Genomic DNA, 22,996 nt, shown 5'->3' on the forward strand with positions numbered 1-22,996 from the left:
TATACATTGTTTTTCAGACCCTTACCAACCAACATGAAAAAAATAAACGTATTACTAATACTAGTTTTGACTTTTAATTTAGGCTTTAGCCAAACTAAACTTGCTAAATTAACTTTTGAAACCGATCCTACCGATACAGACCCTGCTATAACAGACATATCTTATACCCTTGATAGAGCTGAAAACAGGGATAGTGGAAGACGTTATTTTAACCGTACTGACGGTTCTAATATATCAGCAAATTTTGTTTACCTTAAAGATAATGATTTAGGAGATTATTTCTTTGCGGCTCAAGATATTGATATGGGTAATGTTTACTCCATTAATGCAGAGTTTTATCTAGAACAATTTGATATCAGCGGTTATGAAAACCTAGAGTTAAGGGTTTATTTGGCAGAGACCAAAGAAATTGGTCAAGTTAGGGGCTGGGATAACAGTGTAACTACTTCTGGAGAGAATGACTATGTTCATTTTGATTATGATATAGATGAGACTACTACTTTTAGTCCTTTATTATGGATTGAATCTACAGGTATAGATGGTACTTTATTCGAAGACAATCAAGATGCCGCCATAGACACCAACTTTGACGGAACGGGCAATGGCACAGTTATAACTGATACGTTTACCCAATATTCAGCAGCAATAACAGGTACTGGGGACTTATTAGATATTAAAATTGAATTTAATCTTAATGGTAGAGACGAAGACATTGCCATAGACAATATAGAGATTTGGGGAACCCTTATAAATACCACATGTAGCGGCCCCAACATTACTTGGAACGGAACAGCTTGGAGTAATGGTACAGGTCCAGATATTACAACACCAGCGGTTATTAATGGCACCTACACAACAAATGCTACTAATGGCAGTTTTTCTGCTTGCGAACTAACAATTAATGGAGATTTAACCATTACAGAAGATTATTATATTGAAATTGAACATGATGTAGATGTTTCCGGAACATTAACAATTGAAAATAATGGAACTATAGTACAAAATAATGATAGTGCCTCATTTACAAATTCTGGTGGAACAACCATCTTTAAAAAAAGCACACAAATTTTAAATAATTGGTATTATTACACCTTTTGGAGCTCGCCAGTAAGTGGCCTAACTATTGCCACAAGCCCATTGGTAAATTCTACAAAGCGTTATTGGCATAATGCTAATAATTATCTAGATGTATACATAGAAAATAATAATACAGACACCTATACAGCAGGAAGCGATAATATTGATGATAATGGTGATGATTGGCAGTTTGCAAGCGACACAACACCTATGACACCAGGCATTGGATTTGCTGCAACACACTCCTCTTCAGGTTATACAGATGCAACATCGTATGATTACGATTTTATAGGCGAACTTAATAACGGTGTTATTACAGCTCCAATAGCTTACGACGCATTAAATACAGGAGGCCATTGGAACCTTATAGGCAACCCCTACCCTAGCGCTTTAGATTTTGATGCTTTTGTTACCAACAATCCCGGTATGGTTGAAGGTGCCGCTTATTTATGGTCTCATGCCACACCGCTTTCAGCGACAACAAGTGGAAACGAAAATCTTAATTTCTCACAAAACGATTATATTATAATAAATACCGGTAGTGGAAGCATTAATAACAGTTCTACTTCCCTTTTAGAATATATTCCTTCTGGCGAAAGTTTCTTTATTGCAGGGTTAGCAAACGGCAATGTTACGTTTAACAATGCCATGCGAATTAAAAACCCCGATAGTAACACACAATTTTATAAAAGCACAAACGCAAAAAACAAAACATCCTTTCAACCCAATAAATTATGGATTAACTTAACTTCTGATATTGGCGTTTTCAACCAAGTTTTAATTGCCTATGTAGATGGTGCTAGCGATAATTATGATGGCATGGCATTTGACGCTCCCAGAAACCTATCTAGCGGTGTTGCTTCCATAATCTACACCCTCATAGAAGATAAAAATGATACGAAATTTGCAATACAAGGCAAGCATATTAAAAGCATTAATGCAGATGAAATAATTTATTTAGGTTTTGACACATCTATTGAATCTGAAACAATGTATAGCTTATCAATCGATCATTTACAAGGGGATTTCTTAACAGAAAACACTATATATATTAAAGACAACTTACTTAATGTAAGTCATAATTTATCTGCAAGTAATTATGTGTTTACATCTGATACGGGTGAATTTAAAGATCGTTTTGAGATTAGTTTTAAAGCTAAAGCATTATCAACTAATACAGACCCTTTAACAACAAGCAATCAAGTATATATAATCGATTTAAAAGATGGTAATTTTAAATTTAAAACCACAAATGGATTAAATATTGAAAACATCACTATTTACGACCTATATGGTAGAACAATTTATAATTATGAAGGCGAAAACAATTCTGAAATTTATTCTTTATTCAATTTGAGTGAAGCCACCTATATTGCTAAAATTGAACTTTCTAATCATACAATAGTTATTAAAAAGTTTATAAAACACTAATCATTTAGCTTCATAAATAACTAAAATTATCTTCTTTTACTATTTGTAGGATAAATTTACAAAAAACACCTCTAAAACACACTTGGTCGATCAAAAACAACATTTAAACGTAAAAAACACAATAAAATCCTTTATTATCTTTTCTAAACAACCTATTTTCACCAAAATAATTATTCGAAACACCCATCTAAAACATTCCATACAATGAAAAAAAACTACTCTCCATTTCAAATGGCCTTCACTTTTTGTTTATTACTAATTCCAATTTTAGTAACAGCACAACGCGATATTTATTTAGTAATTGGCCAGTCAAATACATCAGGTAGAGGCACTATTGAAGCTCAAGACATGACCCCTTTAACGGGTGTTGATTTATTTAATGCTACTACGTGGGAGCCTGCCGAAAACACAAATGCAATTCATCCTGACAAGGGCACAAGTGATGGTGGATTTAACAGATACTCAACGGTGCGAAACACCAATCAACCTCAAGGGCTAAATTATGCTTATACCTTTGGACGCATGTTAAATGAAGTTACTGGCAACCAAATAGGCCTAGTGGTAAATGCCATAGGTGGATCAAAGATTACGGAATGGGAAAAAGGAGCTACAGAAGGCTATTATGCTGCAGCGCTTTCTAGAATAAATGCTGCTTTAGCAATAGGCGGCTCTAACCTAAAAGGAATATTATGGCATCAAGGTGAAGGTAATAGAAATTCAACAGGCTCCTATTTATCTAGACTAGAAGGAATGATAAACAATTTTAGAACAGATTTAGGAATACCAGATTTACCAGTGATTGTAGGCCAAATAAGTAAGCAAAGGACTGATAACGGAACTTTTAATACTATTATTAAAACAATAGCAGATTCTGGCGATCCTGCTTATATTCCTTATACAGATTACGTAACATCTGATGGTTTACAAACACTAGATAGAACACACTTTAACGCAAATGGACAACGCGTTTTGGGCTACCGTTACGCTGCAAAAGTTTTAAAAATGATATACGGCTATACTTATGTTGAAAATCAAAAAATTGATGTTACTCAAGATGCATTTACACGTGGTGGAACAAATGCTGATATTGCTCAAGAACCTTTAGATGACTCTTTAATACGTGTTAAAGAAACTTCTACTAATGCAAGTAATACACGAAGAGGCTTACTAGAATTTGATGTAAGCGCTATAACTGGAACATCAAATCGTTTAATTGTAGACGCTAGTTTAATAATGAATGGTGATGTAGATAACGGACCTGTTGATATTAATTTTTATGATATTACTACAGGTTGGAATGAAAGCGAAGTAACCTTTAATAGCGCACCTAGCTTTTTAAATCTACTAAGTTCAAGTACAACAACGTTTAATATAGATTCTGCCGATGCTGATGGTGATTTAGATGTTGATGAACTTATTCATGGTGGAGCCGATTTAACCGAATTTATTAAAGATGAATATGATTTAGGATCCTCTACTATTGCATTGGGGTTAATGTCGGATACCGACGGAAGTCCTCAATTTAAATTTAGCTCTAAAGAAGACACTGGGCTTGGAGCCTACATACTTGTAAGTTATATAGACACCTCTGTTCCTCCAACCTTGAGTAATAATAAATTGGAAGGAAAAGATAGCTTAGCTTCAATTAAAATAACAAATCCTGTAAATGATGAATTAATAATATCTAGTGATGCTATTATTAAGAATGTAAGTATTCATACTATTACAGGTCAGCAATTAAAAACAAAGGACATAAATAGTACTTCAGGTACAATAAATGTCACCAACTTAATGCCTGGAACTTATATAGTAGTTTTTGAAAACCACAATAAAAAAACTTCAAAACTAATAGTAAAAAAATAAATTAGTGGAATTTTATTCAAAATAGTATAAACTCCAAGTGTTTTCTTGGAGTTTTTACTATAACATTGTACAAAATGGTAACACCGAACTAACTAACTAACTAACTAACTAACTAACTAACTAACTAACCTTACAGTAAATAAGTCCTTTACAATTATTAATAACTATAAGCCTCTTCTCTCCCGCTTATATTTTAACCACCCAAAACAATTATTTTATTATGAAAAAAAAGTATTTTTTATTTCAACTTGCACTTGTTTTTAGCTTATTATTTGTTGGAGCATCTAACCACATGCCCACAAACGATTATTTAAAAACAAAATCAATTAATTCTATTGAAGACGTCTTTAACACAAGTAACATACAAGTATCAGAAGATACTTATGTGAGAGCCGGCAGCTCTGCCAATGATAATTTTGGAATAAGCCCCGAATTAAACATAAAATCAACAACCAACAATGACTTTGTGCGTGAATCTTTAATGAAGTTTGATTTAAGTGCCTACGAAACCATTACATCAGCAAAAATATTTTTTTATGCAAAGGCCCAAGTAGCAATGGATGTTAATGCATATAGTGTAGATACTGATACCTGGTCTGAAAATTCAGTAACTTGGAATAACGCCCCTTTATTCAACACAAACATAGGAGCCATAGGACTAACAACCTCTTATTCGTGGGTAGAGCTAGACGTAACCTCAGCAGTAACAAATGATTTTAGCTCATCAGATAAAACATTTTCAATTGGTTTAAAAGATGATAATACCATAAAAAAAACTGTTTTTATTTACAGTAAGGAAAATTCAGCTCAATATATTCCATATATACAAATAGAAGGCACTCTTACCAGTAATGGCGGTGGAGACGTAGCAGTAACAGGCGTATCAGTATCTCCAACAAGTGCAACAATAGATATTAATGGCACTCAACAACTATTAGCAACGATAAGCCCAAGCAACGCTTCGAATCAAACAGTTTCATGGTCATCATCTAACAACAGTATTGCTAGCGTAAACAGTACAGGATTAGTAACAGGAGTTTCCGCAGGAGTAACAACAGTGACAGTAACAACAGAAGACGGAAATAAAACCTCAAGTATGACGCTTACAGTTAATGAAGGGACAAATCCACAAAGAGACGTGTTTTTAGTAATAGGTCAATCTAATACAGCTGGCAGAGGAGCCATTGAAGCAGAAGACATGGTAGCATTAAATGGCGTTGATTTATTTAACGGTTCAACTTGGGAAACTGCTGTTAACACCAACGATATTCACCCTACTACTGGCGCAGGCTTAGGAGGTTTAAACAGATATTCTACCATTTATAATGAAAATCAAACTCAAGGATTAAATTTCTCTTATACATTTGGCCGCACATTAAACGAGCAAACTGGCAACCAAATTGGACTAGTGGTTAATGCTAGAGGAGGCACTAATATAAATGATTGGGCAAAAGGTGCTTCCGCAGGATACTATGCAGCCGCTATTTCTCAAATTAATTTAGCATTAGCCATACCTAATACTACCCTAAAAGGTATTTTGTGGCATCAAGGCGAATCAAACAGAAATGATTCAAATTATTTGACCAAATTATCTAATTTAATTTCTGATTTAAGATCAGATTTAGGTATTTCAGACTTACCTTTTATCGCAGGTCAATTAAGCATGGAAAGAACAGACAATGAAACGTTTAACGCAAATATTGAAACTTTACCTAGTTTAGTAAACAATACCGATTATGCAGAATCCGATTCTTTACAAACTACAGATTTAACACACTTTGATTCTGCTGCACAACGCATTTTAGGTGAGCGATATGCTTCAAAAATTTTACAATTAGTATATAATACAAATCCATCTATTGAATGTATAGCAGATATAAGTCAAACAAACGATGCCGGAGCAGATGGGGCTATTGTAACTTATGAAACACCTGTAGGAACTGATAATTCTCCTGGAGCCACAACAGTACAAACTGAAGGTTTAGCCTCTGGTGAATTATTTCCGATTGGAACTACTACCAATACTTTTGTTGTTACTGATGTTGAAGGAAATACGGCATCGTGTAGCTTTAACGTTATCGTTACAGAAGAAGCGAATACATGCAATGTTTTAATAGATGAAAACAACTTCAATTCAAGTTGGGGGATCTGGAATGATGGAGGTTCAGACTGCAGAAGAAGCTCAAATGATGCCTTATTTTCAAATGGAGGAACAGGAAGTTCTGTTCGTTTAAGGGACAATACTAGTACCTCTGTAACAACAACAGATGCTCTAAATTTATCGACATACACAGAAATTACCATAGATTTTAACTTTATAGCAGATCAAGTAGAAGCTGGAGAAGACTTTTGGTTACAGATCTCAACAGATGGTGGTGGAAGTTTTGAAACCGTAGGAGATTGGGATGCAAACGATGAGTTTGTAAACGGCACACGTTACTTTGAAAGTATAACAATTCAAGGGCCATTTCCTACAAATACATATTTACGATTTAAAATGGATGCCTCTGCAAATTCGGATTTAATCTATATTGATGATGTAAAAATTACAGGTTGTTCCAGTTCAACTCCAGCATCAAAAAACACAGCAACAAAAAAAGAAACAGCGGTAACAGTAGATGAACCAGTAAAGGTGACAACTAACTTGTTTTTTACAAACCCTGTAGAAAACGAATTAGTAATTAAAAGTAATTTAATTATTAATAATGTAAGTCTGTTTAGTTTAACAGGGGTTCATTTAAGAACTGAAAGCATAAATAAAACGGCTAGTAAACTTAATGTTTCGAACTTGCAAAGTGGCACGTATGTCTTAGTTATACAAAATGGAAATAAAGCCACTACAAAGCTTCTTGTAAAAAAGTAATATTACTCTGTTTTATAAGAACACCATAAAAAATCTCACCTCGTTAAAATTATAACGAGGTGTTTTTGTTTTAAGTCGCTTTTCATTAACCCCTCATGTTTAAGAGTAACCTTTTGAAAATCTGAAATAGTACATTTTGACATTTGTGTTAAAAGAAGTCATTGATGCCCTCTATAAACCTATAAACGCCAACTCATACAATTTACCCACAATAAATTTATGGATGAATTAATATCATTTCCAACAATAGCTATTATTGCTTCTAGTTACCTTGCAAACCAATTGAATGAGATGTCTGCCTAAAAAGAAATTTTAAAACCCACGCTCCTTTTGAATTTGCTCGTATGCCGCTTGTACTTGTCTAAATTTTTCTTCGGCACCTTCTTGATGCTCTTTGCCCAAATGAATCACTTTATCTGGGTGGTACTTTTTAGCCATTTTTCGGTAAGCTTTTTTAATCTCATCGACCGTAGCACTTTTTGTTATTTCTAAAACCTTATAGGCATTATCACTACTATTATAAAACATAGCTTTAATACTTTCGTAATCGCGCGAGCTAATACCTAAATAACCGGCTATGGTATAAATTTGTTTAACCTCATCTTCGGTTACCACACCATCGGCTTTTGCTATGCCAAACAAAAAATGCATAAGTTGCAAACGCGATGGGTGATCCATCATTTGCCTAATTTGCAAACATACTGGCCTAAGCGATACATTTTGCTTACTTATATTTTTAAATAATTTAAAAGCTTGATTTGCACGATCCTTGCCATACATGTTTAAAAACTGCTGACGCACAAAATCCAATTCTTTTTGGTCTTGTTTTCCATCGGCTTTAATAATTACCGAAGCTAAAATGAGTAAACTTACTTCAAAATCTCCCGATTGGGTTTGCGGACGTTGCCTGGGTTGTGTTCTATAGGTAGTTCGGCCTTGGCTTTTGGTTTGTCTATCTCCTAAAAGCGAACCACCGTTACCATCTGCCATAGCATCTACAACACTGCCTAATGCCAAACCAATTATTGCCCCAATGGGACCACCAAACGACCAGCCAATAGAGGCGCCTATCCATTTTGAAAAACTCATGTAATTATTTTATTTTTAATACGACCTAAATATAACATTGTTAGTGGAATATTTAGCTGTTTTGTTACACTTCTAACGCGTTAAGGATAGAAACGGCATCCTTTTTTGTGACCTATAAAGCTCATTTATATATGCTAATTTGCTATAATTTAAGAACTTGATTAATACACAAAAGGCATTAAAAATAAAAAAGATACAGTGGATAGCCTGACCTTATAACGCCATAAGCGTTTTAAGGGAACGCCCAAATAGTAATTGCACGATTTTTGATTAACTTTGCACAAATATTAATTATCAAATAAAAAATTTAAAAATATGTATCCAGCAGAATTAGTAAAACCAATGCGTGAGGATTTAACCAAAGTAGGTTTTGAAGAATTACATACTGCCGAGGCTGTTGATGCTGCCTTAGCTAAAGAAGGAACAACATTAGTGGTTGTAAATTCGGTTTGTGGTTGCGCAGCAGCAAATGCACGTCCAGGTGCTACAAAGAGTTTAGACAACGCTAAAAAACCAGACCATATCGTAACGGTTTTTGCAGGTGTTGACAAAGAGGCTGTTGATGCAGCTCGTGGCCACATGGTTCCGTTTCCTCCAAGTTCACCTTGTATGGCATTATTTAAAGATGGCGAATTGGTACACATGTTAGAGCGTCACCATATTGAAGGTCGTCCTGCAGAATTAATTGCAGAAAACCTTGTTGATGCTTACAACGATCATTGTTAAACGTTTCGCCAAACTGGGCAAAGCCTGAAAATATGTTTCAATTTATACAGAATAAAACATAAGGCTACTCACCAGGTCAATTATATTAAAAACCACGATTTTATCGTGGTTTTTAAGTTTTACACGCAACCATTTTAAAATTTTAACATCTAGTAAATAAATTTCAAAAAGATGAAAAAGCCGTTTTCAATACGTGTTCTAGTTATGTTTTGTTTGTTATTATTTTCTGCACAATGTGATGAAGATATGGGTTTATCTCAAGAAGATGAACAAGAACAATTAGCTGCTTTAAAGACTGAAATTGAAGATTTGGCGAGCACCTCTACTTGCGGCGATGGTTTTGAGTGTAAATTTACCGCCTTTGGAAGTAAACCATGCGGAGGTCCTTGGAGCTATTTAATTTACTCTACATCCATTGATACAAGGGCACTTGAAAAAATGATTGAGAATTACAATAGAAAAGAATCACTATATAATGAGACATGGGGCATTATTTCTGATTGTACTGTTGCTAACCCGCCAACTTCTATAATTTGCGAAAATAATGGGTGTGTTGCTATATTCTAAAACATAGTTTATTATTTTTGGGCTATGTTAAAACTATTATCCTACCCCATATCGGTGATCTACTATCTATTTTTTGGATTAACACTAGTTGTGTTTCATCCTATTCAGTGGATTTGTTTTAATGTTTTTGGTAAAAAAATACACCAAAAAAGTGTGTATGCTTTACAGTTTAGCCTTATGCGATGTGCTAATATTTTAGGTACTCGTTTTTCGTTTATAAACCCCCATAACATTGCACCTAACCGCCCGTTAATTATTGTTGCCAACCACCAAAGCTTACACGACATTTACCCTTTAACTTGGTATATGCGTAAGCGTAGCCCCAAATTTATAAGCAAAATAGAATTAGGTAAAGGTATACCAAGTGTATCTTACAACTTACGCCATGGTGGTGCTGCTTTAATAGACAGAAAAAACCCAAGGCAATCCTTACCTGCCCTTATGAAATTTGGCGAGTTTATTGAACAAAACAACTACGCTGCTGTTATTTTTCCCGAAGGTACACGAAGTAAGGACGGTACACCTAAACCGTTTCAAAGAAAAGGATTAGAAATTTTATTTAAAAAAATACCTTCGGCTTTAGTAGTACCTGTTAGTATAAATAACTCATGGAAAATGTTTCGATATGGAAAATTCCCGATGGGATTAGGGAATCATCTAACATTTACTGTACATAAACCCATAGATTTAGCTATATTTGTTAATAAGCAAGATCTTATCGATACTGTTGAATCGACAATAAAAAACCACATTAAAAATTAAAAAAGGTAAAGTATGTCCTTAAAGAATAAGAGATTAGAGGTGATGAAGTTTTTGGAAAAAGACGTAGATGCGCTAATGGAAAAGTATTTAATTCCAATAGACAGTATCTGGCAACCATCAGATTTTTTACCAAATTCTGAAACTACAGACGATGCTTTTTTTGAAGACGTTAGAGAAATTCGTGAACTTGCAAAAGATTTACCATATGACTTTTGGGTCGTTTTAGTGGGCGATATGATAACAGAAGAAGCCCTACCAACCTACGAATCATGGTTAATGGATGTTGAAGGTGTAGACCAGATAGAAAACGGCGGAAATGGCTGGGGCAAATGGGTACGCCAATGGACAGGAGAAGAAAACAGACATGGCGATGTACTTAACAAGTATTTATACCTTTCTGGAAGAGTGAACATGAAGGAAATTGAAAAAACCACGCATCACTTAATTACAGATGGTTTTGATATTGGTACAGATAGAGATCCCTATAAAAACTTTGTGTACACTAGTTTTCAAGAATTAGCAACTTATATTTCGCATAATCGTGTAGCTAAAATTGCAAAAGACTATGGCAATAAGCGCTTATCTAAAATGTGTAAAATTATTTCTGGGGACGAAATGCGCCACCACCACGCGTATTCGGAGTTTGTGGAGCGTATTTTTAAAGTAGACCCAAGCCAAATGATGATGGCTTTTCATTATATGATGAAACAAAAAATTACCATGCCTGCTCACTTTTTAAGAGAATCTGGTGGTAAAGCGAGTTCTGCTTTCGAGGAGTTTTCTAATACTGCACAGCGTATTGGTGTTTACACATCAAACGATTATGTGGATATTTTGCAAAAACTAATTACCCGTTGGGAAATTGATAAAATTACAGGATTAAATGATGAAGCTGAAAAGGCTAGAGATTATTTAATGAAGCTTCCTGCGAGAATGTATCGCTTATCTGAACGTATGAAAATCCCTGAAAACTCGTTCCAATTTAAATGGGTTGAGCCTGCTATTATTAAGTAATTAATAGTTTTTATTAATCATTGATAGATTATAACAACAAACGTTTTAGAGCTGTTTCTAGTTCTAGTAATAGCGAAATCTCTTCTGCTACAATTTTTGTTTATAAACAAAATGGATCTGTTTTATCATCTACTTATAGTGGCGGAACTATTATTGAAGGTCACTTAATTGGTTTGGTTGATGGTGATGGCACTATTAATATGAGATACCATCAAATAAACAAAAATGGCCTGTTAATGACTGGGATTTGTGTTTCTACCCCAAAAATTAATAAAAACGGAAAAATAACACTTTACGAAAGTTGGCAGTGGACTTCTGGCGACTTATCAAAAGGCACTTCACTACTAGAAGAAATTTAATGGGCATGACAGTAGAAGAAATTTTAAACAAAACCAAAACTTTTGTTCAAGAAGAATTAATTAATGCTGAAGGAGGACATGATTGGTTCCATATAGAACGCGTTTATAAAAACAGCCTTTTAATTGCTAAATCTGAACCCGTAGATACTTTTATTGTCGCTTTAGGCGCTTTACTTCATGATATTGCAGACAGCAAATTCCATAATGGCGATGAAACTATAGGCCCAAAAAAGGCACGAGAATTTCTTTTTAACCTTAATATAGATTCCAAAACCATAGAACACGTTGTAAACATTATTGAAAACATATCATTTAAGTCTAGTTTATCACCAGATAAGACAATTTTTAAATCGCCAGAATTAGATGTTGTTCAAGATGCCGACCGATTGGATGCCATAGGCGCCATTGGTATAGCACGTTGCTTTAATTATGGTGGTTTTAAAAACCGAGAACTATATAACCCTGATATTGCGCCTAACCTTAATATGACCAAAGCAGAATATAAAAACTCGACTGCACCAACTATAAATCATTTTTACGAAAAGCTCTTGTTACTAAAAGATAAAATGAATACTAAAACAGGACAAAAAATAGCTCAAGCCCGTCATGACTATATGCTAGACTTTTTAAAGCAATTTTTTAGTGAGTGGAACGGAGTAAAGTAATTTTTAATTTTCTATAATTATCTGGAACGCCTAAACTTTACTTTCTATAAATAAAACAGGTTACACCAATTTACAATACTACCTACTGGATCATTAACTTTATCTCTTTTCGGTAACTAGAGGCACTTTTACCCGTAATATCGTTAAATACCTTATTAAAATGAGAAAAGTTGTTAAAACCACACTCAAAACAAACATCAGCAATACTCATTTCACTTTCTTCCGACAGTAATTTTGTAGCATGCACCACACGATACTCATTTACTACTTGGGTAAATGTTTTACTAGTGGCCTTTTTAAAGTAACGACAAAAAGCAGGAACCGTCATACTTACTATATCAGCAATCTCATCTAAAGCAATATGATGTTGAAAATTTTCGCGAATATATTTAAATACAGATCCAATTTTAGCACTTTCCTGAGCTTCAGCTTCAAAGGCAAACCCATCGGCATTTAATAAGGTGTAATCATCCGTTTTAGCCAAGTAGTTTAAAATTTCCAAAAATTTCAAAACTCTTTTTAAACCATCGTGTTCTAATAGTTTTTCAATTTTAAGTCCAATTTTCTTTTTAGTATCAATTTGAAACCGAATACCTTTTTTAGCACGTTCAAAAAGCGCCACAATATTGGCCATTTCAGGTACATTAAGAAAATCTTCACCTAAAAAATCAGATTTAAACTGTATTATAGTCTCAGTACCATTAGCTGTAAGTCTATCGGAAAACCCGTTATGTGGTAAATTAGCACCTATTAATATAAGTTGACTATTATTAAAGTAAGACAAATGGTTACCAATATGTGTTTTTCCTTGCCCTTTATTTACGTACACCAACTCCAATTCTGGATGAAAATGCCAGAAAGCATTAAGTCTATCTGCCTGTTTCAAATGTTGTTTTACCAAAATTGAACTTCCAAAACTTGGGGTAAGTTTCTCTAAAGTAGGTTTCTTTTTAATCATGAGAGCATTAATTTAAAGCAAATTTAATATATATTATGCACACATTGTATATTTAATTACCTTAAATATGTGTTAAATTAACTTAACAACGAATTAACGTTATATTAACAGTTAATTTAGCACACAAATTAGTCAAAATTGATGTTTTCATTACTTTTCTTCTAACATACCTTTGTACCGTTGAACATTATGAGCCCCATAATTATGAAAAACACAATTAGAAATACTAAGAAAGGAATCTTAATGGTAGCATTATTAGCTACAGTTGTTGGATTTGCTAAAGACTCTAATTCGCTTATTAAAAAAGGAGCTAGAAAAACAGCATTGGTATTAAAAAACGTAAAAGCTGGCAACCTACTTACTATTAAAGATAACTTAGGGACCATATTATATAAGGAGGCAATTAAAACTGAAGGTCTTTATACAAAAGGATTTGATTTAACTGAATTGCCAAATGGTGCATATGTTTTTGAACTTGAAAAAGATTTAGAAATTAACATCATCCCGTTTAAGGTAACAAATAGCTTTGTAAATTTCGATAAATCAGCCGAAGCTACTTATTATAAACCTTATGTAAAACAAGATCAAGATTTAGTTTATATAACAAAGTTTAATCCTGAGCTTAAAGCAACAACTATTAATGTTTATGCTATTAATGCAGAGGGTTCAGAATCAACATTACGGTTCTCTCAAGAAATTACGAATACTCAAACTATCGAAAAAGTATTCAAATTAAAAAAAGGAAATTATAAAATAGAAATAAGCTCAGAAAATAATGAGCATACAGTATTCATTAATAATTAGTTAATGTCTTATTTAGTTTAGTTTAGTTTGTAAAAGTGGGCTGTGGTGGCCCACTTTTTATGTTTTATAATATCCTCAAAAGATCTAAACTTTCACCTTCATTTTATAAATTTCTCTGGCTTAAACCATTAACTCATTTCAAAATTTTAGTAAGCAATTTACCTGTGTTATATTAACCTAAAAATGATGCAAAATTAACAGTTAATTTAGCACATAAATTAATCAATACCAATGTTTTACACCACCTAATAACCTTTTATATTTGTAGTGTTAATTAATAACAATATCAATTATGAAAAACACAATTAAAAACATAAAAAAAGGAATTTTAATGGTAGCATTATTAGCTACGGTTATAGGATTCGCTAAAGACTCTAATTCACTTATTAATAAAGGAGCTAAAAAAACAGCTATCGTGTTAAAAAATGTAAAAGCTGGTAACCTTTTAACTATTAAAGATAACCACGGCATTATTTTATATAAAGAAGAAATTAAAACCAACGGTTTATATACCAAAGGATTTGATTTAACCGAATTGCCAGATGGTGCATATGTTTTTGAACTTGAAAAAGATTTAGAAATTAATACCATTCCATTTACCGTTGCTCTTAGCAAAGTAACTTTCGATAAAACTGATGAGGCTACTTACTTTAAGCCATACGTAAAACAAGAAAAAGATTTGGTTTATATAACAAAACTAAATCCTGAACTTAAAGAAACAACCATTAATGTTTATGCCATTAATGATAATGAATCTACATTACGTTTCTCTGAGAAGATTGAAAACACACAATCTATCGAAAAAATATTTAAATTAACAAAAGGAAATTTTAAAATTGAAATAAACTCTGGTAATAAAGAGTATACAACATTCATTAATAATTAGTTTTAATGTCTTATTTAGTTTAGTTTAGTTGGTAAAGTGGGCTGTGGTGGCCCACTTTCATTTTTATAAAAAGATCTTTCTTTTCTTCATGCTATTTAATAGCATTTTTTTTGCTTAAAATGTTTTAGCATCCATCTTAAAAACCATTTCCATTTAAGCACTTTTGGACACATTAAATTTACCTAAAAATGATGCAAAATTAACAGATAATTTAGCACATAAATTAATCAATTCCAGTGTTTTACAACAATATTTTCTACTATATATTTGTAGTGTTGAACGTTAATAACCCCTATTATGAAAAACACAATTAAAAACTCAAAAAAAGGAATTTTAATGGTAACATTATTTGCTACCTTATTAAGTTTCGCAAATGAAGCTACATTATTTAATGTTAAAAATGAAGCTAAAAAAACGTCACTAACCTTAACACATGTAAAAGAAGGTAACTTACTTTCTGTAAAGGATGCATTTGGTATAACACTATATAAAGAAGTCATTCAAGAAACTGGAAGCTATACAAAAGGTTTCGATTTAACAGTATTACCTAATGGCTCTTATGTTTTCGAACTTGATAAAGACCTAGAATTAAACACTATACCCTTTACAGTTAAAGCGAAAAAAGTATATTTTGATAAAGACAAAGAAACCACTGTTTTTAAACCAAGTGTACGCGTAGAAGGCGATCTTGTATTTGTATCAAAACTTTCTTTAGACGAAAAACCGTTAAAAATTAAGGTTTACTTCACTGAAAAAGGATCTAATGAATCAGATTTAATTTTTTCTGAAGACATTGAAAATACAAAAATCATAGAACGCACGTTTAAATTAGAAAACAAAGATTATGGTTCTTTCAAAATTGTATTTCTATCCGAAGGAAAGGAATTTATTAAATATATAAAATCTTAATCCTTAACTAAAATAAATACTAAAAGTGGGCTATTCAGCCCACTTTATTTAAATTACACACTATGTTTATTTCTCAAGCCTACTATTGTAATCATATTCACAAAGAAAAACTTTCTTCAAGTCCTGAAATAGAACACATTAAAACTGATTGTGCCTACAACAGACAGCAAGGAACACAAAACTCCTATATTTCAAAACAGATCGCTGTTAACATCTGGAATAAAAAAAGCTTATTCAACGCTATATGGATAGTCCTCAATTTAGTTGTACTTTCAAGTTTATTCCAAATTGTTTCTAACACCGATTGGCTATTCTTATATTTCATAGTAACCTTTATTTATTGCTCATTATATTGGATGCTAGCAGAAATTGTATTTAACAAGCTATTTGTTAAAATAAGTAAATAAGTAGATTCTCCCTAGGAATTACCAAAACTCTATCTTAACACTTTATTAAAAGTGGGCCGTTAAGCCCACTTTTTTATTACCCAATATTTTCTTTTTTTATTGAAAACTGGACTACATTAAATTTACCTAATATTAATGTAAAATTAATAGGTAATCTAACACATAAACTCGTCAATTCCAGTGTTTTATATAACATAAACACCAAGTATATTTGTTGTGTTGAACGTTAATACCCCTATTATGAAAAACACAATTAAAAACTCAAAAAAAGGAATCTTGATGGTAACTATGTTTGCTACCTTGTTAAGTTTCGCTAACGATGTTTCATTATTTAACATTAAAAATGAAGCTAAAAGAACCTCACTTACTTTACTTAATGTAAAGCAAGGGAACTTACTTTCTGTAAAAGATGTAAATGGTATAGTTTTATATAAAGAATTAATCCAAGAATCTGGTAATTACACAAAAGGATTTGACTTAACAGCCTTACCAGACGGTAATTATATTTTTGAGCTTGATAAAGACATGGAAATTAGAACCATACCTTTTACCGTAAGCTCTAATATGGTTCTATTCGATAAGGAAAGTGAAACAACCATATACAAACCCATGTTCGTAGTAAAAGAAAATTTGCTATTACTAACAAAACTAGCGCTAAATGAAGCGCCGTTAAATATTAAAATTTACTTTTTAGGACATGGTGGCGAAAAATTAATGTATTCTGAAAACATTGAAAATACAAAATCTATACAAAAGGCTTACAAGCTTGAAGGTTTAAAGTATGGCAGCTATAAAATTATATGCACCTCGGACGGGAGAGTATTCACTAAAGAAATAAACATCTAAATACCTTATTTAGAAACTGTTGATAAAGGTGGGCTAAAATAGTCCACCTTTTTTAATTTAAAACCGCCTTAGCGACCAGGAAAATCGGCCTTTCGTTTTTGAAGAAAAGCTGTTGTACCTTCTTCAAAATCATCCGTTCCAAAACAATTTCCAAATTCTTGAATTTCTACGTTAAACCCATCTACGCCGTCTTTAAAATTAGCATTTATGGCGCGTATGGCTGCACTGATAGCTACCGTTGAATTTTTAGAAATTTTAACACCTATTTTTTCGCAAAGTGGGAGTAATTCATCTTGAGTGGTTACATAATTTACTAAACCATAACTTAACGCTTGATTAGCATCAATCATACCACCTGTCATAATCATTTCCATAGCACGTCCTTTACCCACTAACTGCGGTAAGCGCTGAGTACCACCATAACCCGGAATAACACCAAGAGACACCTCCGGAAGCCCTAATTTAGCGTTGTGGCTAGCCACTCTAAAATGGGCCGCCATAGCCAACTCTAACCCCCCCCCTAGAGCAAACCCATTTACAGCTGCTATAACTGGTGTCGATAAATTTTCGACAAAATTAAAAAGTAATTCCTGGCCTTTTGAAGCCAATTCCGTGCCTTGATTAACATCAAAATCTGAGAATTCACTTATGTCGGCTCCAGCCACAAAGGCTTTTTCTCCGCTCCCTGTAACTATAATAACCTTAGTATCAATATCACTATCTGCTTCACTAAAAGCCTCATGTAGCTCTTGGATAGTCTCCCTATTAAGCGCATTAAGCTTTTTAGGACGATTAATGGTTATGGTTGTTATACCATTATTTTCTTTGGAAATGATGTTGTTATAACTCATAATTTACTCTTTAGTTCAATTAAGCCTTTATAATTAAAACGTTTCTAGTTTGTAAAAGCTAATAACTGATTATAGTTTTATCTGATGCATCACTAGTTGATTTTTGCAATATATCTAACTATTAATAGATTCAAATTTACAGAAAACTAATCAAAAAAAATCTGATGGTCTGCCATAGAAATAAAATGGCTCACTTCAGGTTTCCAGATACGCTTACCAAAAACATTTCTCATTTAAGGTCTTTTAGTAAACCTAATAAGCTTCACGAAAATTTTGGAAATCTAACTTTAAACGTTGCTCCTTTATCTTTTTCTGATTCGAAAGAAATGGTTCCGTTATGGGTTTCAACAATATTTTTCACCATGGCTAATCCTAGCCCCATACCACTTGTTTTAGTTGTAAATTTTGGTTCGAATACTTTATCTTTATTTTCTTCGGCCACACCCGTACCATTATCAGACACCGTAATAACAACATTGCCATTATCTTTAGCAACATGAATTACAATTTTTGGCGTACGATCTTCTGGCATAGCCTGAATGGCATTTTTAACCAAATTTGTAACCACACGTATAAGTTGTGTTCTATCAAACTTCGCAATAATTTCTTCGGAATCGAAGGTGAATTCTATATAATACTCATTAAAAATATCTAGTGCTAGCTTAATAATTTCAACCACATTTAGAGTTTCATTTTGTTGTGCTGGCATTTTTGCAAAGTTTGAAAATGCCGATGCTATAGAACTCATAGTATCAATTTGCTGAATAAGTGTTTTACTAAACTCATCGAGTTTAGAATGAATATTTTCGTCTTCTGAATTAAACTTACGCTGAAAATTTTGAACCGTTAATCGCATTGGGGTTAACGGGTTTTTAATTTCGTGGGCTACTTGTTTTGCCATTTCTCGCCATGCTTGTTCCCGTTCGCTTTTTGCAAGTTGTATAGCACTTTCCTCAAGCTCATCTATCATACTATTATACGAGGTTACAAGCGCCGAAATTTCTTCGCTACTATCATCTACATTTATGCGTTCGTTGCGCTTCTCTAATCTTGTAGTGTTAATAATATCACTAATAATTTTTAAAGATTTTGTAATATATTTTGATAACCAAAAAGCAATTGCAATTGCAGTTAACAATACCAACATAAAAGCAAAAACTAAACGTTTTAAAAACTCTTGCAGTTCTTTATCTAGAAAATCATCCTTTTCTAAATAGGGAATATTTAAAATGGCTATAGCTTTGGACTTATTATCGGTAATGTATGTATAGGAAGATTGAAAGGTTTCTCCGTTTTCCTTATGAATATCTACATGCCTATGTTGAGCTATTTCTGAAGTATTATTAAAAGCTATACTTTGTGTTAAGGCATTCATTATTTCCGCAGAGATACATTTATCTACAACCTCGGTTTGCAAACCAGGTTTTGAGGAAATTAACAAACCACCTTCTAAATTATATAAATTTATTTGCAGTTTATGAATATCTGCAATATTATAAATTTCCTCTTTAAAAATGAACGGTATGTTTTCTGTTTTAACTTCCCATGTATTTTGGCGTCCGTTTAAATAACGTTTTATGTGCGTTTGAACGTTTTCTTCTTTACGCTCTAATCGCCCTTCATGATAATCTTTACTTTGCTCATTATACTGATATATAGCTACAGCCGAAATAAGCACAGACGCAAAGATTACCAGAAGTATCATTGCTAAAAAAATACGCGTTCTTAAGGATAAATTTTTTAATTTCATTGGTTTAAATATAGCAATAATCAAACCAAAACAAACTAATGGTGATTTAAAAATTGAAGCAAGCTAATCCGTGCGTTAAAGATGTAACGGTTTATTTCAGCTCCTCGAACAAGGGGAGTCCTAGAAGTGAAAAATCTATATTCGATAGTTGAATAATTTAGAATAGGAATCACCGAATAAAACCCGACCCTTTGGGTAGCCCCAACTTCTATACAAAATTTTCTACAAAAATAAAAAGCACTAGAAATGACAGTTATTTATGCTTCAGGGTTTTTATCTCGAATATTTTTATAAACTTTAAAACCTAACATAATTAGCACACCAAGAATTACAATACCCACAACACCCCAAATCCAATTTATGGCACTTTTTAAAATAACTAAAAAGATAACGGCAAATAGAATAAATGTTGCGCCCTCATTCCAGATGCGCATAAAACTAGATGTTTTTTCTACAACATCATTTTGGAGTTGCTTATAATATTGATGGGTTTTTAGGTGATAAATAAACAACAGTATAATAAAACCTAATTTTACTTGCATCCATGGCTGATAGACTAAAAACGGATTTAACGCAAATAAACTTAAACCAAAAATAAGGGTTAAAATGGCAGATGGCCAGGTTATTATAAACCACAAGCGTTTTGCCATAAGCTTTAATTGTTTTCCTAAAATTTCTTTTTCGGGCGATGGCTTATAAAAGGCTTCAATTTGATAAACAAATAGCCTTGGAATATAAAACAACCCAGCAAACCAAGTGATTACAAATATAACATGAAAGGCTTTTAAGTATTGGTAATACTCCATTTTAAACTGCATTTGCAGGTGCGCTTACCCAATTATTAATCCATTTTGAAAGTAAATCTACAAACTCAGCATCGTCATTTAAACAAGGTACGGTAGTAAACTCTTTTCCACCCATTTCATGAAAAATCTCTTCGCCTTCCATGGCTATTTCTTCTAAAGTTTCTAAACAGTCGCTTACAAATGCTGGTGTAACTATGGCCATGTTTTTAATGCCTTGCTTACCTAATCGTTCGATAGTTCTATCGGTATAAGGCAGCAACCATGGATCGAACCCTAACCGAGATTGAAAGGATGTTGAAAATGAGTTTTCTTTTAAATTAAGCTTTTCGGCAACCAATTTAGTTACTTCTAAGCATTGATGCCTGTAACAAAACTCGTGTGCTTTACTCGGTGTATTACAACAGCTTCCATCTATTTTACAATGGGATTTTGTAATATCGCTTTTACGTATATGACGTTCGGGAACACCGTGGTAGGAGAACAATAAATGCTCGTAGTTTTTATCTTTTAAATGATTTTTTATAGAGTTTGAAAGCACCTCAATATAATCTGGCTTATTGTAAAAAGCTGGAACAGATTCAATTTTTAATTTTGGAAAAAATTCTTGACGCAACTCTTCGGCTAAAACCGTTATCGTTTCGGTGGTTGCCATAGCAAATTGTGGGTATAAAGGGAATAATAATACTTCTTCAACTCCTTTATCGACCAATTCTTGCAATCCCTTTTTTATAGTCATACTACCATATCGCATGGCTAATGCAACAGGTTGTTTTACTTGCTTTTGTATTTTATTTTGAAGTCTTTCAGACAGCACAATTAACGGAGAACCTTCGTCCCACCAGATTTTTTTATAAGCAGCTGCCGATTGTTTTGGGCGCGTATTCAATATAATACCTTTTACTAGTGCGGTTCTAGCAACTAACGGAATATCAATTACCCGCTCGTCCATTAAAAACTCACCTAAATACTTTTTTACATCTTTAGGGCTTGGACTATCAGGCGAACCAAGATTTACTAATAAGATTCCTTTTTTCATGTTGCAAAAATACGATAGAAATTGCAATGATTTAATATGACCTTAATTATTTTAACTGTTATACTATAGGTAAAAGTTATTAAAATTTAAAGCATAGCTTATTACATTTACTAAATCAAGTTGTTAGTACAGCAATATTAGGTGAAGTAAAATTTATTTACTTTTAAAATACAACTTAGGTCTTTCCTCATTATAATCGCAATCTTGAAATATACCGCAAGATACATTGGTACGTGCCAAGGATTTTCCGGTACTTAAATTTTTAGATAAGGCTTCAATTTCTGGAGATAAATATTTCATAGTATATAAGGGCATTGTTTATTAACTTAGTCTAAAATACAAAACAAGGCTTACATTTAAAAATTTACCCCAAAGACATCACATATTTCTTAGGTGTGGTGCCATATTTCTTTTTAAAAGCAGCTATAAAATGGCTAGAGGTACTATAACCAACCTTGTGCCCTACTTCGTTTACATTATCATTTCCAGCCTCTAATAATTTTCGAGCTACTTCCATTTTATAATCCAATAAAAAACTAAAAACCGAGTCGCCATAAATCTGCTTAAACCCTTCTTTAAGCTTTTTAAGACTTAAACCAATTTCATCTGCAATCTCCTGTAAACTTGGCGGTTCTGCCATGCGCGAAATAACAATTTCTTTAGCTTTTCTAATTTTTATAACATTAGTTTCATCAACTAAAAACGGACATTGCTCTATATCGGCATCCTCACTTCTATTAAAATACAGACTTAACAACTCGTAGGCTTTTCCTTTAAAATATAAGGACTTTATAGATTGGTTAAGATTATAATTTATTAATTGATTTAACACAATAGCCATAGAAGGCGAAATTACACCATCTTTATAATACTTTTTATCCTTATTATCATCACTTAAAAAAGTAATATAATCGGCTTCTTGCGAAAATAGTCCATGAAATTTCTTTATTGAAATTAATATGGAAACCATCCATGAATTCGGGTTTAACTCTAAATGAATTGGAAGATCGCGTTGCGGGTTGTAAAGTAGCAAAGAGTTTTCCTCAAGAATATTTAACCGATAGCGTCCTTCGTTAAAAACAAACTGACTAGAACCTTTTACACAAAAGTGAAATTGAATATACTCGCTATCTATTTCTTTAGCAAGGGATTGCAGTTGACTCTTGTCGTTTTTATAAGTTAAAACCAAAACGCCGTCATCAACAGTTGTTTCGTTAAAAGTACTTTCAGCGATACTTTTATCGACATTTTTTTCTTGATTCATATTCGTTTTATTTAGATTCGTTCTAAATTAAGCCATAAAAACACGCCTAATTCATTACAAAAA

The 22,996-nt window shown here is 32.8% G+C and carries 21 protein-coding genes; 13 read left to right on the forward strand and 8 right to left on the reverse strand.

The features are described 5' to 3' along the window. Nucleotides 1-33 precede the first annotated feature (33 nt). From ABJM36_RS06570 to ABJM36_RS06580, 3 genes are all read left to right on the forward strand, one after another. Entirely contained in the window at nt 34-2,508 is a 2,475-nt protein-coding gene (locus tag ABJM36_RS06570; RefSeq protein ID WP_348450422.1) for a T9SS type A sorting domain-containing protein, read from the forward strand. Between the two features lie 204 nt (nt 2,509-2,712). Beyond that, entirely contained in the window at nt 2,713-4,371 is a 1,659-nt protein-coding gene (locus tag ABJM36_RS06575; protein ID WP_348450424.1) for a sialate O-acetylesterase, read from the forward strand. Between the two features lie 220 nt (nt 4,372-4,591). Beyond that, entirely contained in the window at nt 4,592-7,234 is a 2,643-nt protein-coding gene (locus ABJM36_RS06580; protein ID WP_348450426.1) for a sialate O-acetylesterase, read from the forward strand. Nucleotides 7,235-7,546: 312 nt separating this feature from the next. On the opposite strand, the gene ABJM36_RS06585 is transcribed toward ABJM36_RS06580, so the two are convergent. Further along, nucleotides 7,547-8,323: a TerB family tellurite resistance protein gene (locus ABJM36_RS06585; RefSeq protein WP_348450428.1), complete on the reverse strand. Its 777-nt coding sequence runs from the start codon at nt 8,321-8,323 to the stop codon at nt 7,547-7,549. 315 nt (nt 8,324-8,638) lie between these two features. Here ABJM36_RS06585 and ABJM36_RS06590 point away from each other — a divergent pair, with 315 nt between their 5' ends. From ABJM36_RS06590 to ABJM36_RS06615, 6 genes are all read left to right on the forward strand, one after another. Beyond that, nucleotides 8,639-9,049, forward strand: coding sequence for a BrxA/BrxB family bacilliredoxin (locus ABJM36_RS06590; protein ID WP_348450430.1), 411 nt, complete (start codon nt 8,639-8,641; stop codon nt 9,047-9,049). Between the two features lie 171 nt (nt 9,050-9,220). Beyond that, nucleotides 9,221-9,616: a hypothetical protein gene (locus ABJM36_RS06595; RefSeq protein ID WP_348450432.1), complete on the forward strand. Its 396-nt coding sequence runs from the start codon at nt 9,221-9,223 to the stop codon at nt 9,614-9,616. Between the two features lie 24 nt (nt 9,617-9,640). After that, complete coding sequence (locus tag ABJM36_RS06600) at nt 9,641-10,378, forward strand: lysophospholipid acyltransferase family protein (protein WP_348450434.1); 738 nt, start codon at nt 9,641-9,643, stop codon at nt 10,376-10,378. A 12-nt stretch (nt 10,379-10,390) separates the two neighbouring features. Beyond that, nucleotides 10,391-11,392, forward strand: a complete 1,002-nt coding sequence (locus ABJM36_RS06605) for an acyl-ACP desaturase (RefSeq protein ID WP_348450436.1) — start codon at nt 10,391-10,393, stop codon at nt 11,390-11,392. Between the two features lie 20 nt (nt 11,393-11,412). Next, a complete protein-coding gene (locus tag ABJM36_RS06610; RefSeq protein ID WP_348450438.1) occupies nt 11,413-11,751 on the forward strand; it encodes a n-acetylglutamate synthase in 339 nt (112 codons plus the stop codon). 5 nt (nt 11,752-11,756) lie between these two features. Beyond that, on the forward strand, nt 11,757-12,416 hold the full coding sequence (locus ABJM36_RS06615; RefSeq protein WP_348450440.1) for an HD domain-containing protein: 660 nt from the start codon (nt 11,757-11,759) through the stop codon (nt 12,414-12,416). An 82-nt stretch (nt 12,417-12,498) separates the two neighbouring features. On the opposite strand, the gene ABJM36_RS06620 is transcribed toward ABJM36_RS06615, so the two are convergent. Continuing rightward, nucleotides 12,499-13,374 carry an AraC family transcriptional regulator gene (locus tag ABJM36_RS06620; RefSeq protein WP_348450442.1) on the reverse strand — a complete coding sequence of 292 codons (876 nt, stop codon included), beginning with the start codon at nt 13,372-13,374 and terminating at the stop codon, nt 12,499-12,501. Nucleotides 13,375-13,578: 204 nt separating this feature from the next. On the opposite strand from ABJM36_RS06620, the gene ABJM36_RS06625 reads away from it, so the two are divergent. From ABJM36_RS06625 to ABJM36_RS06640, 4 genes are all read left to right on the forward strand, one after another. Next, on the forward strand, nt 13,579-14,178 hold the full coding sequence (locus ABJM36_RS06625) for a hypothetical protein (protein WP_348450444.1): 600 nt from the start codon (nt 13,579-13,581) through the stop codon (nt 14,176-14,178). 292 nt (nt 14,179-14,470) lie between these two features. After that, nucleotides 14,471-15,064 carry a hypothetical protein gene (locus ABJM36_RS06630; protein ID WP_348450446.1) on the forward strand — a complete coding sequence of 198 codons (594 nt, stop codon included), beginning with the start codon at nt 14,471-14,473 and terminating at the stop codon, nt 15,062-15,064. A 297-nt stretch (nt 15,065-15,361) separates the two neighbouring features. After that, entirely contained in the window at nt 15,362-15,973 is a 612-nt protein-coding gene (locus ABJM36_RS06635) for a hypothetical protein (protein WP_348450448.1), read from the forward strand. Between the two features lie 647 nt (nt 15,974-16,620). After that, on the forward strand, nt 16,621-17,226 hold the full coding sequence (locus tag ABJM36_RS06640; RefSeq protein WP_348450450.1) for a hypothetical protein: 606 nt from the start codon (nt 16,621-16,623) through the stop codon (nt 17,224-17,226). Between the two features lie 68 nt (nt 17,227-17,294). Here the strand turns inward: ABJM36_RS06640 and ABJM36_RS06645 are convergent, their stop codons facing one another. From ABJM36_RS06645 to ABJM36_RS06670, 6 genes are all read right to left on the reverse strand, one after another. Next, a complete protein-coding gene (locus tag ABJM36_RS06645) occupies nt 17,295-18,077 on the reverse strand; it encodes an enoyl-CoA hydratase-related protein (RefSeq protein ID WP_348450452.1) in 783 nt (260 codons plus the stop codon). Nucleotides 18,078-18,339: 262 nt separating this feature from the next. Beyond that, nucleotides 18,340-19,827: an ATP-binding protein gene (locus ABJM36_RS06650; RefSeq protein ID WP_348450454.1), complete on the reverse strand. Its 1,488-nt coding sequence runs from the start codon at nt 19,825-19,827 to the stop codon at nt 18,340-18,342. Between the two features lie 257 nt (nt 19,828-20,084). Beyond that, a complete protein-coding gene (locus ABJM36_RS06655; RefSeq protein ID WP_348450456.1) occupies nt 20,085-20,633 on the reverse strand; it encodes a CopD family protein in 549 nt (182 codons plus the stop codon). Nucleotide 20,634: 1 nt separating this feature from the next. Further along, complete coding sequence (gene hemH, locus ABJM36_RS06660; protein WP_348450458.1) at nt 20,635-21,669, reverse strand: ferrochelatase; 1,035 nt, start codon at nt 21,667-21,669, stop codon at nt 20,635-20,637. 153 nt (nt 21,670-21,822) lie between these two features. Further along, the gene (locus ABJM36_RS06665; RefSeq protein ID WP_348450460.1) at nt 21,823-21,984 is read right to left on the reverse strand and encodes a hypothetical protein; all 162 of its coding nucleotides are present in this window, start codon (nt 21,982-21,984) and stop codon (nt 21,823-21,825) included. Nucleotides 21,985-22,033: 49 nt separating this feature from the next. Beyond that, complete coding sequence (locus tag ABJM36_RS06670) at nt 22,034-22,933, reverse strand: AraC family transcriptional regulator (RefSeq protein ID WP_348450462.1); 900 nt, start codon at nt 22,931-22,933, stop codon at nt 22,034-22,036. Nucleotides 22,934-22,996: the final 63 nt, after the last annotated feature.

Source organism: Algibacter sp., from assembly GCF_039977455.1.
Taxonomy (GTDB): Bacteria; Bacteroidota; Bacteroidia; order Flavobacteriales; family Flavobacteriaceae; genus Algibacter_B.

Excerpts from the sequence above, each read along its gene's own strand:
- ABJM36_RS06570 (WP_348450422.1), top strand. The coding sequence starts at position 34 with ATGAAAAAAATAAACGTATTACTAATACTAGTTTTGACTTTTAATTTA.
- ABJM36_RS06575 (WP_348450424.1), top strand. The coding sequence starts at position 2,713 with ATGAAAAAAAACTACTCTCCATTTCAAATGGCCTTCACTTTTTGTTTA.
- ABJM36_RS06580 (WP_348450426.1), top strand. The coding sequence starts at position 4,592 with ATGAAAAAAAAGTATTTTTTATTTCAACTTGCACTTGTTTTTAGCTTA.
- ABJM36_RS06585 (WP_348450428.1), bottom strand. The coding sequence starts at position 8,323 with ATGAGTTTTTCAAAATGGATAGGCGCCTCTATTGGCTGGTCGTTTGGT.
- ABJM36_RS06590 (WP_348450430.1), top strand. The coding sequence starts at position 8,639 with ATGTATCCAGCAGAATTAGTAAAACCAATGCGTGAGGATTTAACCAAA.
- ABJM36_RS06595 (WP_348450432.1), top strand. The coding sequence starts at position 9,221 with ATGAAAAAGCCGTTTTCAATACGTGTTCTAGTTATGTTTTGTTTGTTA.
- ABJM36_RS06600 (WP_348450434.1), top strand. The coding sequence starts at position 9,641 with ATGTTAAAACTATTATCCTACCCCATATCGGTGATCTACTATCTATTT.
- ABJM36_RS06605 (WP_348450436.1), top strand. The coding sequence starts at position 10,391 with ATGTCCTTAAAGAATAAGAGATTAGAGGTGATGAAGTTTTTGGAAAAA.
- ABJM36_RS06615 (WP_348450440.1), top strand. The coding sequence starts at position 11,757 with ATGACAGTAGAAGAAATTTTAAACAAAACCAAAACTTTTGTTCAAGAA.
- ABJM36_RS06620 (WP_348450442.1), bottom strand. The coding sequence starts at position 13,374 with ATGATTAAAAAGAAACCTACTTTAGAGAAACTTACCCCAAGTTTTGGA.
- ABJM36_RS06625 (WP_348450444.1), top strand. The coding sequence starts at position 13,579 with ATGAAAAACACAATTAGAAATACTAAGAAAGGAATCTTAATGGTAGCA.
- ABJM36_RS06630 (WP_348450446.1), top strand. The coding sequence starts at position 14,471 with ATGAAAAACACAATTAAAAACATAAAAAAAGGAATTTTAATGGTAGCA.
- ABJM36_RS06635 (WP_348450448.1), top strand. The coding sequence starts at position 15,362 with ATGAAAAACACAATTAAAAACTCAAAAAAAGGAATTTTAATGGTAACA.
- ABJM36_RS06640 (WP_348450450.1), top strand. The coding sequence starts at position 16,621 with ATGAAAAACACAATTAAAAACTCAAAAAAAGGAATCTTGATGGTAACT.
- ABJM36_RS06645 (WP_348450452.1), bottom strand. The coding sequence starts at position 18,077 with ATGAGTTATAACAACATCATTTCCAAAGAAAATAATGGTATAACAACC.
- ABJM36_RS06650 (WP_348450454.1), bottom strand. The coding sequence starts at position 19,827 with ATGAAATTAAAAAATTTATCCTTAAGAACGCGTATTTTTTTAGCAATG.
- ABJM36_RS06655 (WP_348450456.1), bottom strand. The coding sequence starts at position 20,633 with ATGGAGTATTACCAATACTTAAAAGCCTTTCATGTTATATTTGTAATC.
- hemH (WP_348450458.1), bottom strand. The coding sequence starts at position 21,669 with ATGAAAAAAGGAATCTTATTAGTAAATCTTGGTTCGCCTGATAGTCCA.
- ABJM36_RS06665 (WP_348450460.1), bottom strand. The coding sequence starts at position 21,984 with ATGCCCTTATATACTATGAAATATTTATCTCCAGAAATTGAAGCCTTA.
- ABJM36_RS06670 (WP_348450462.1), bottom strand. The coding sequence starts at position 22,933 with ATGAATCAAGAAAAAAATGTCGATAAAAGTATCGCTGAAAGTACTTTT.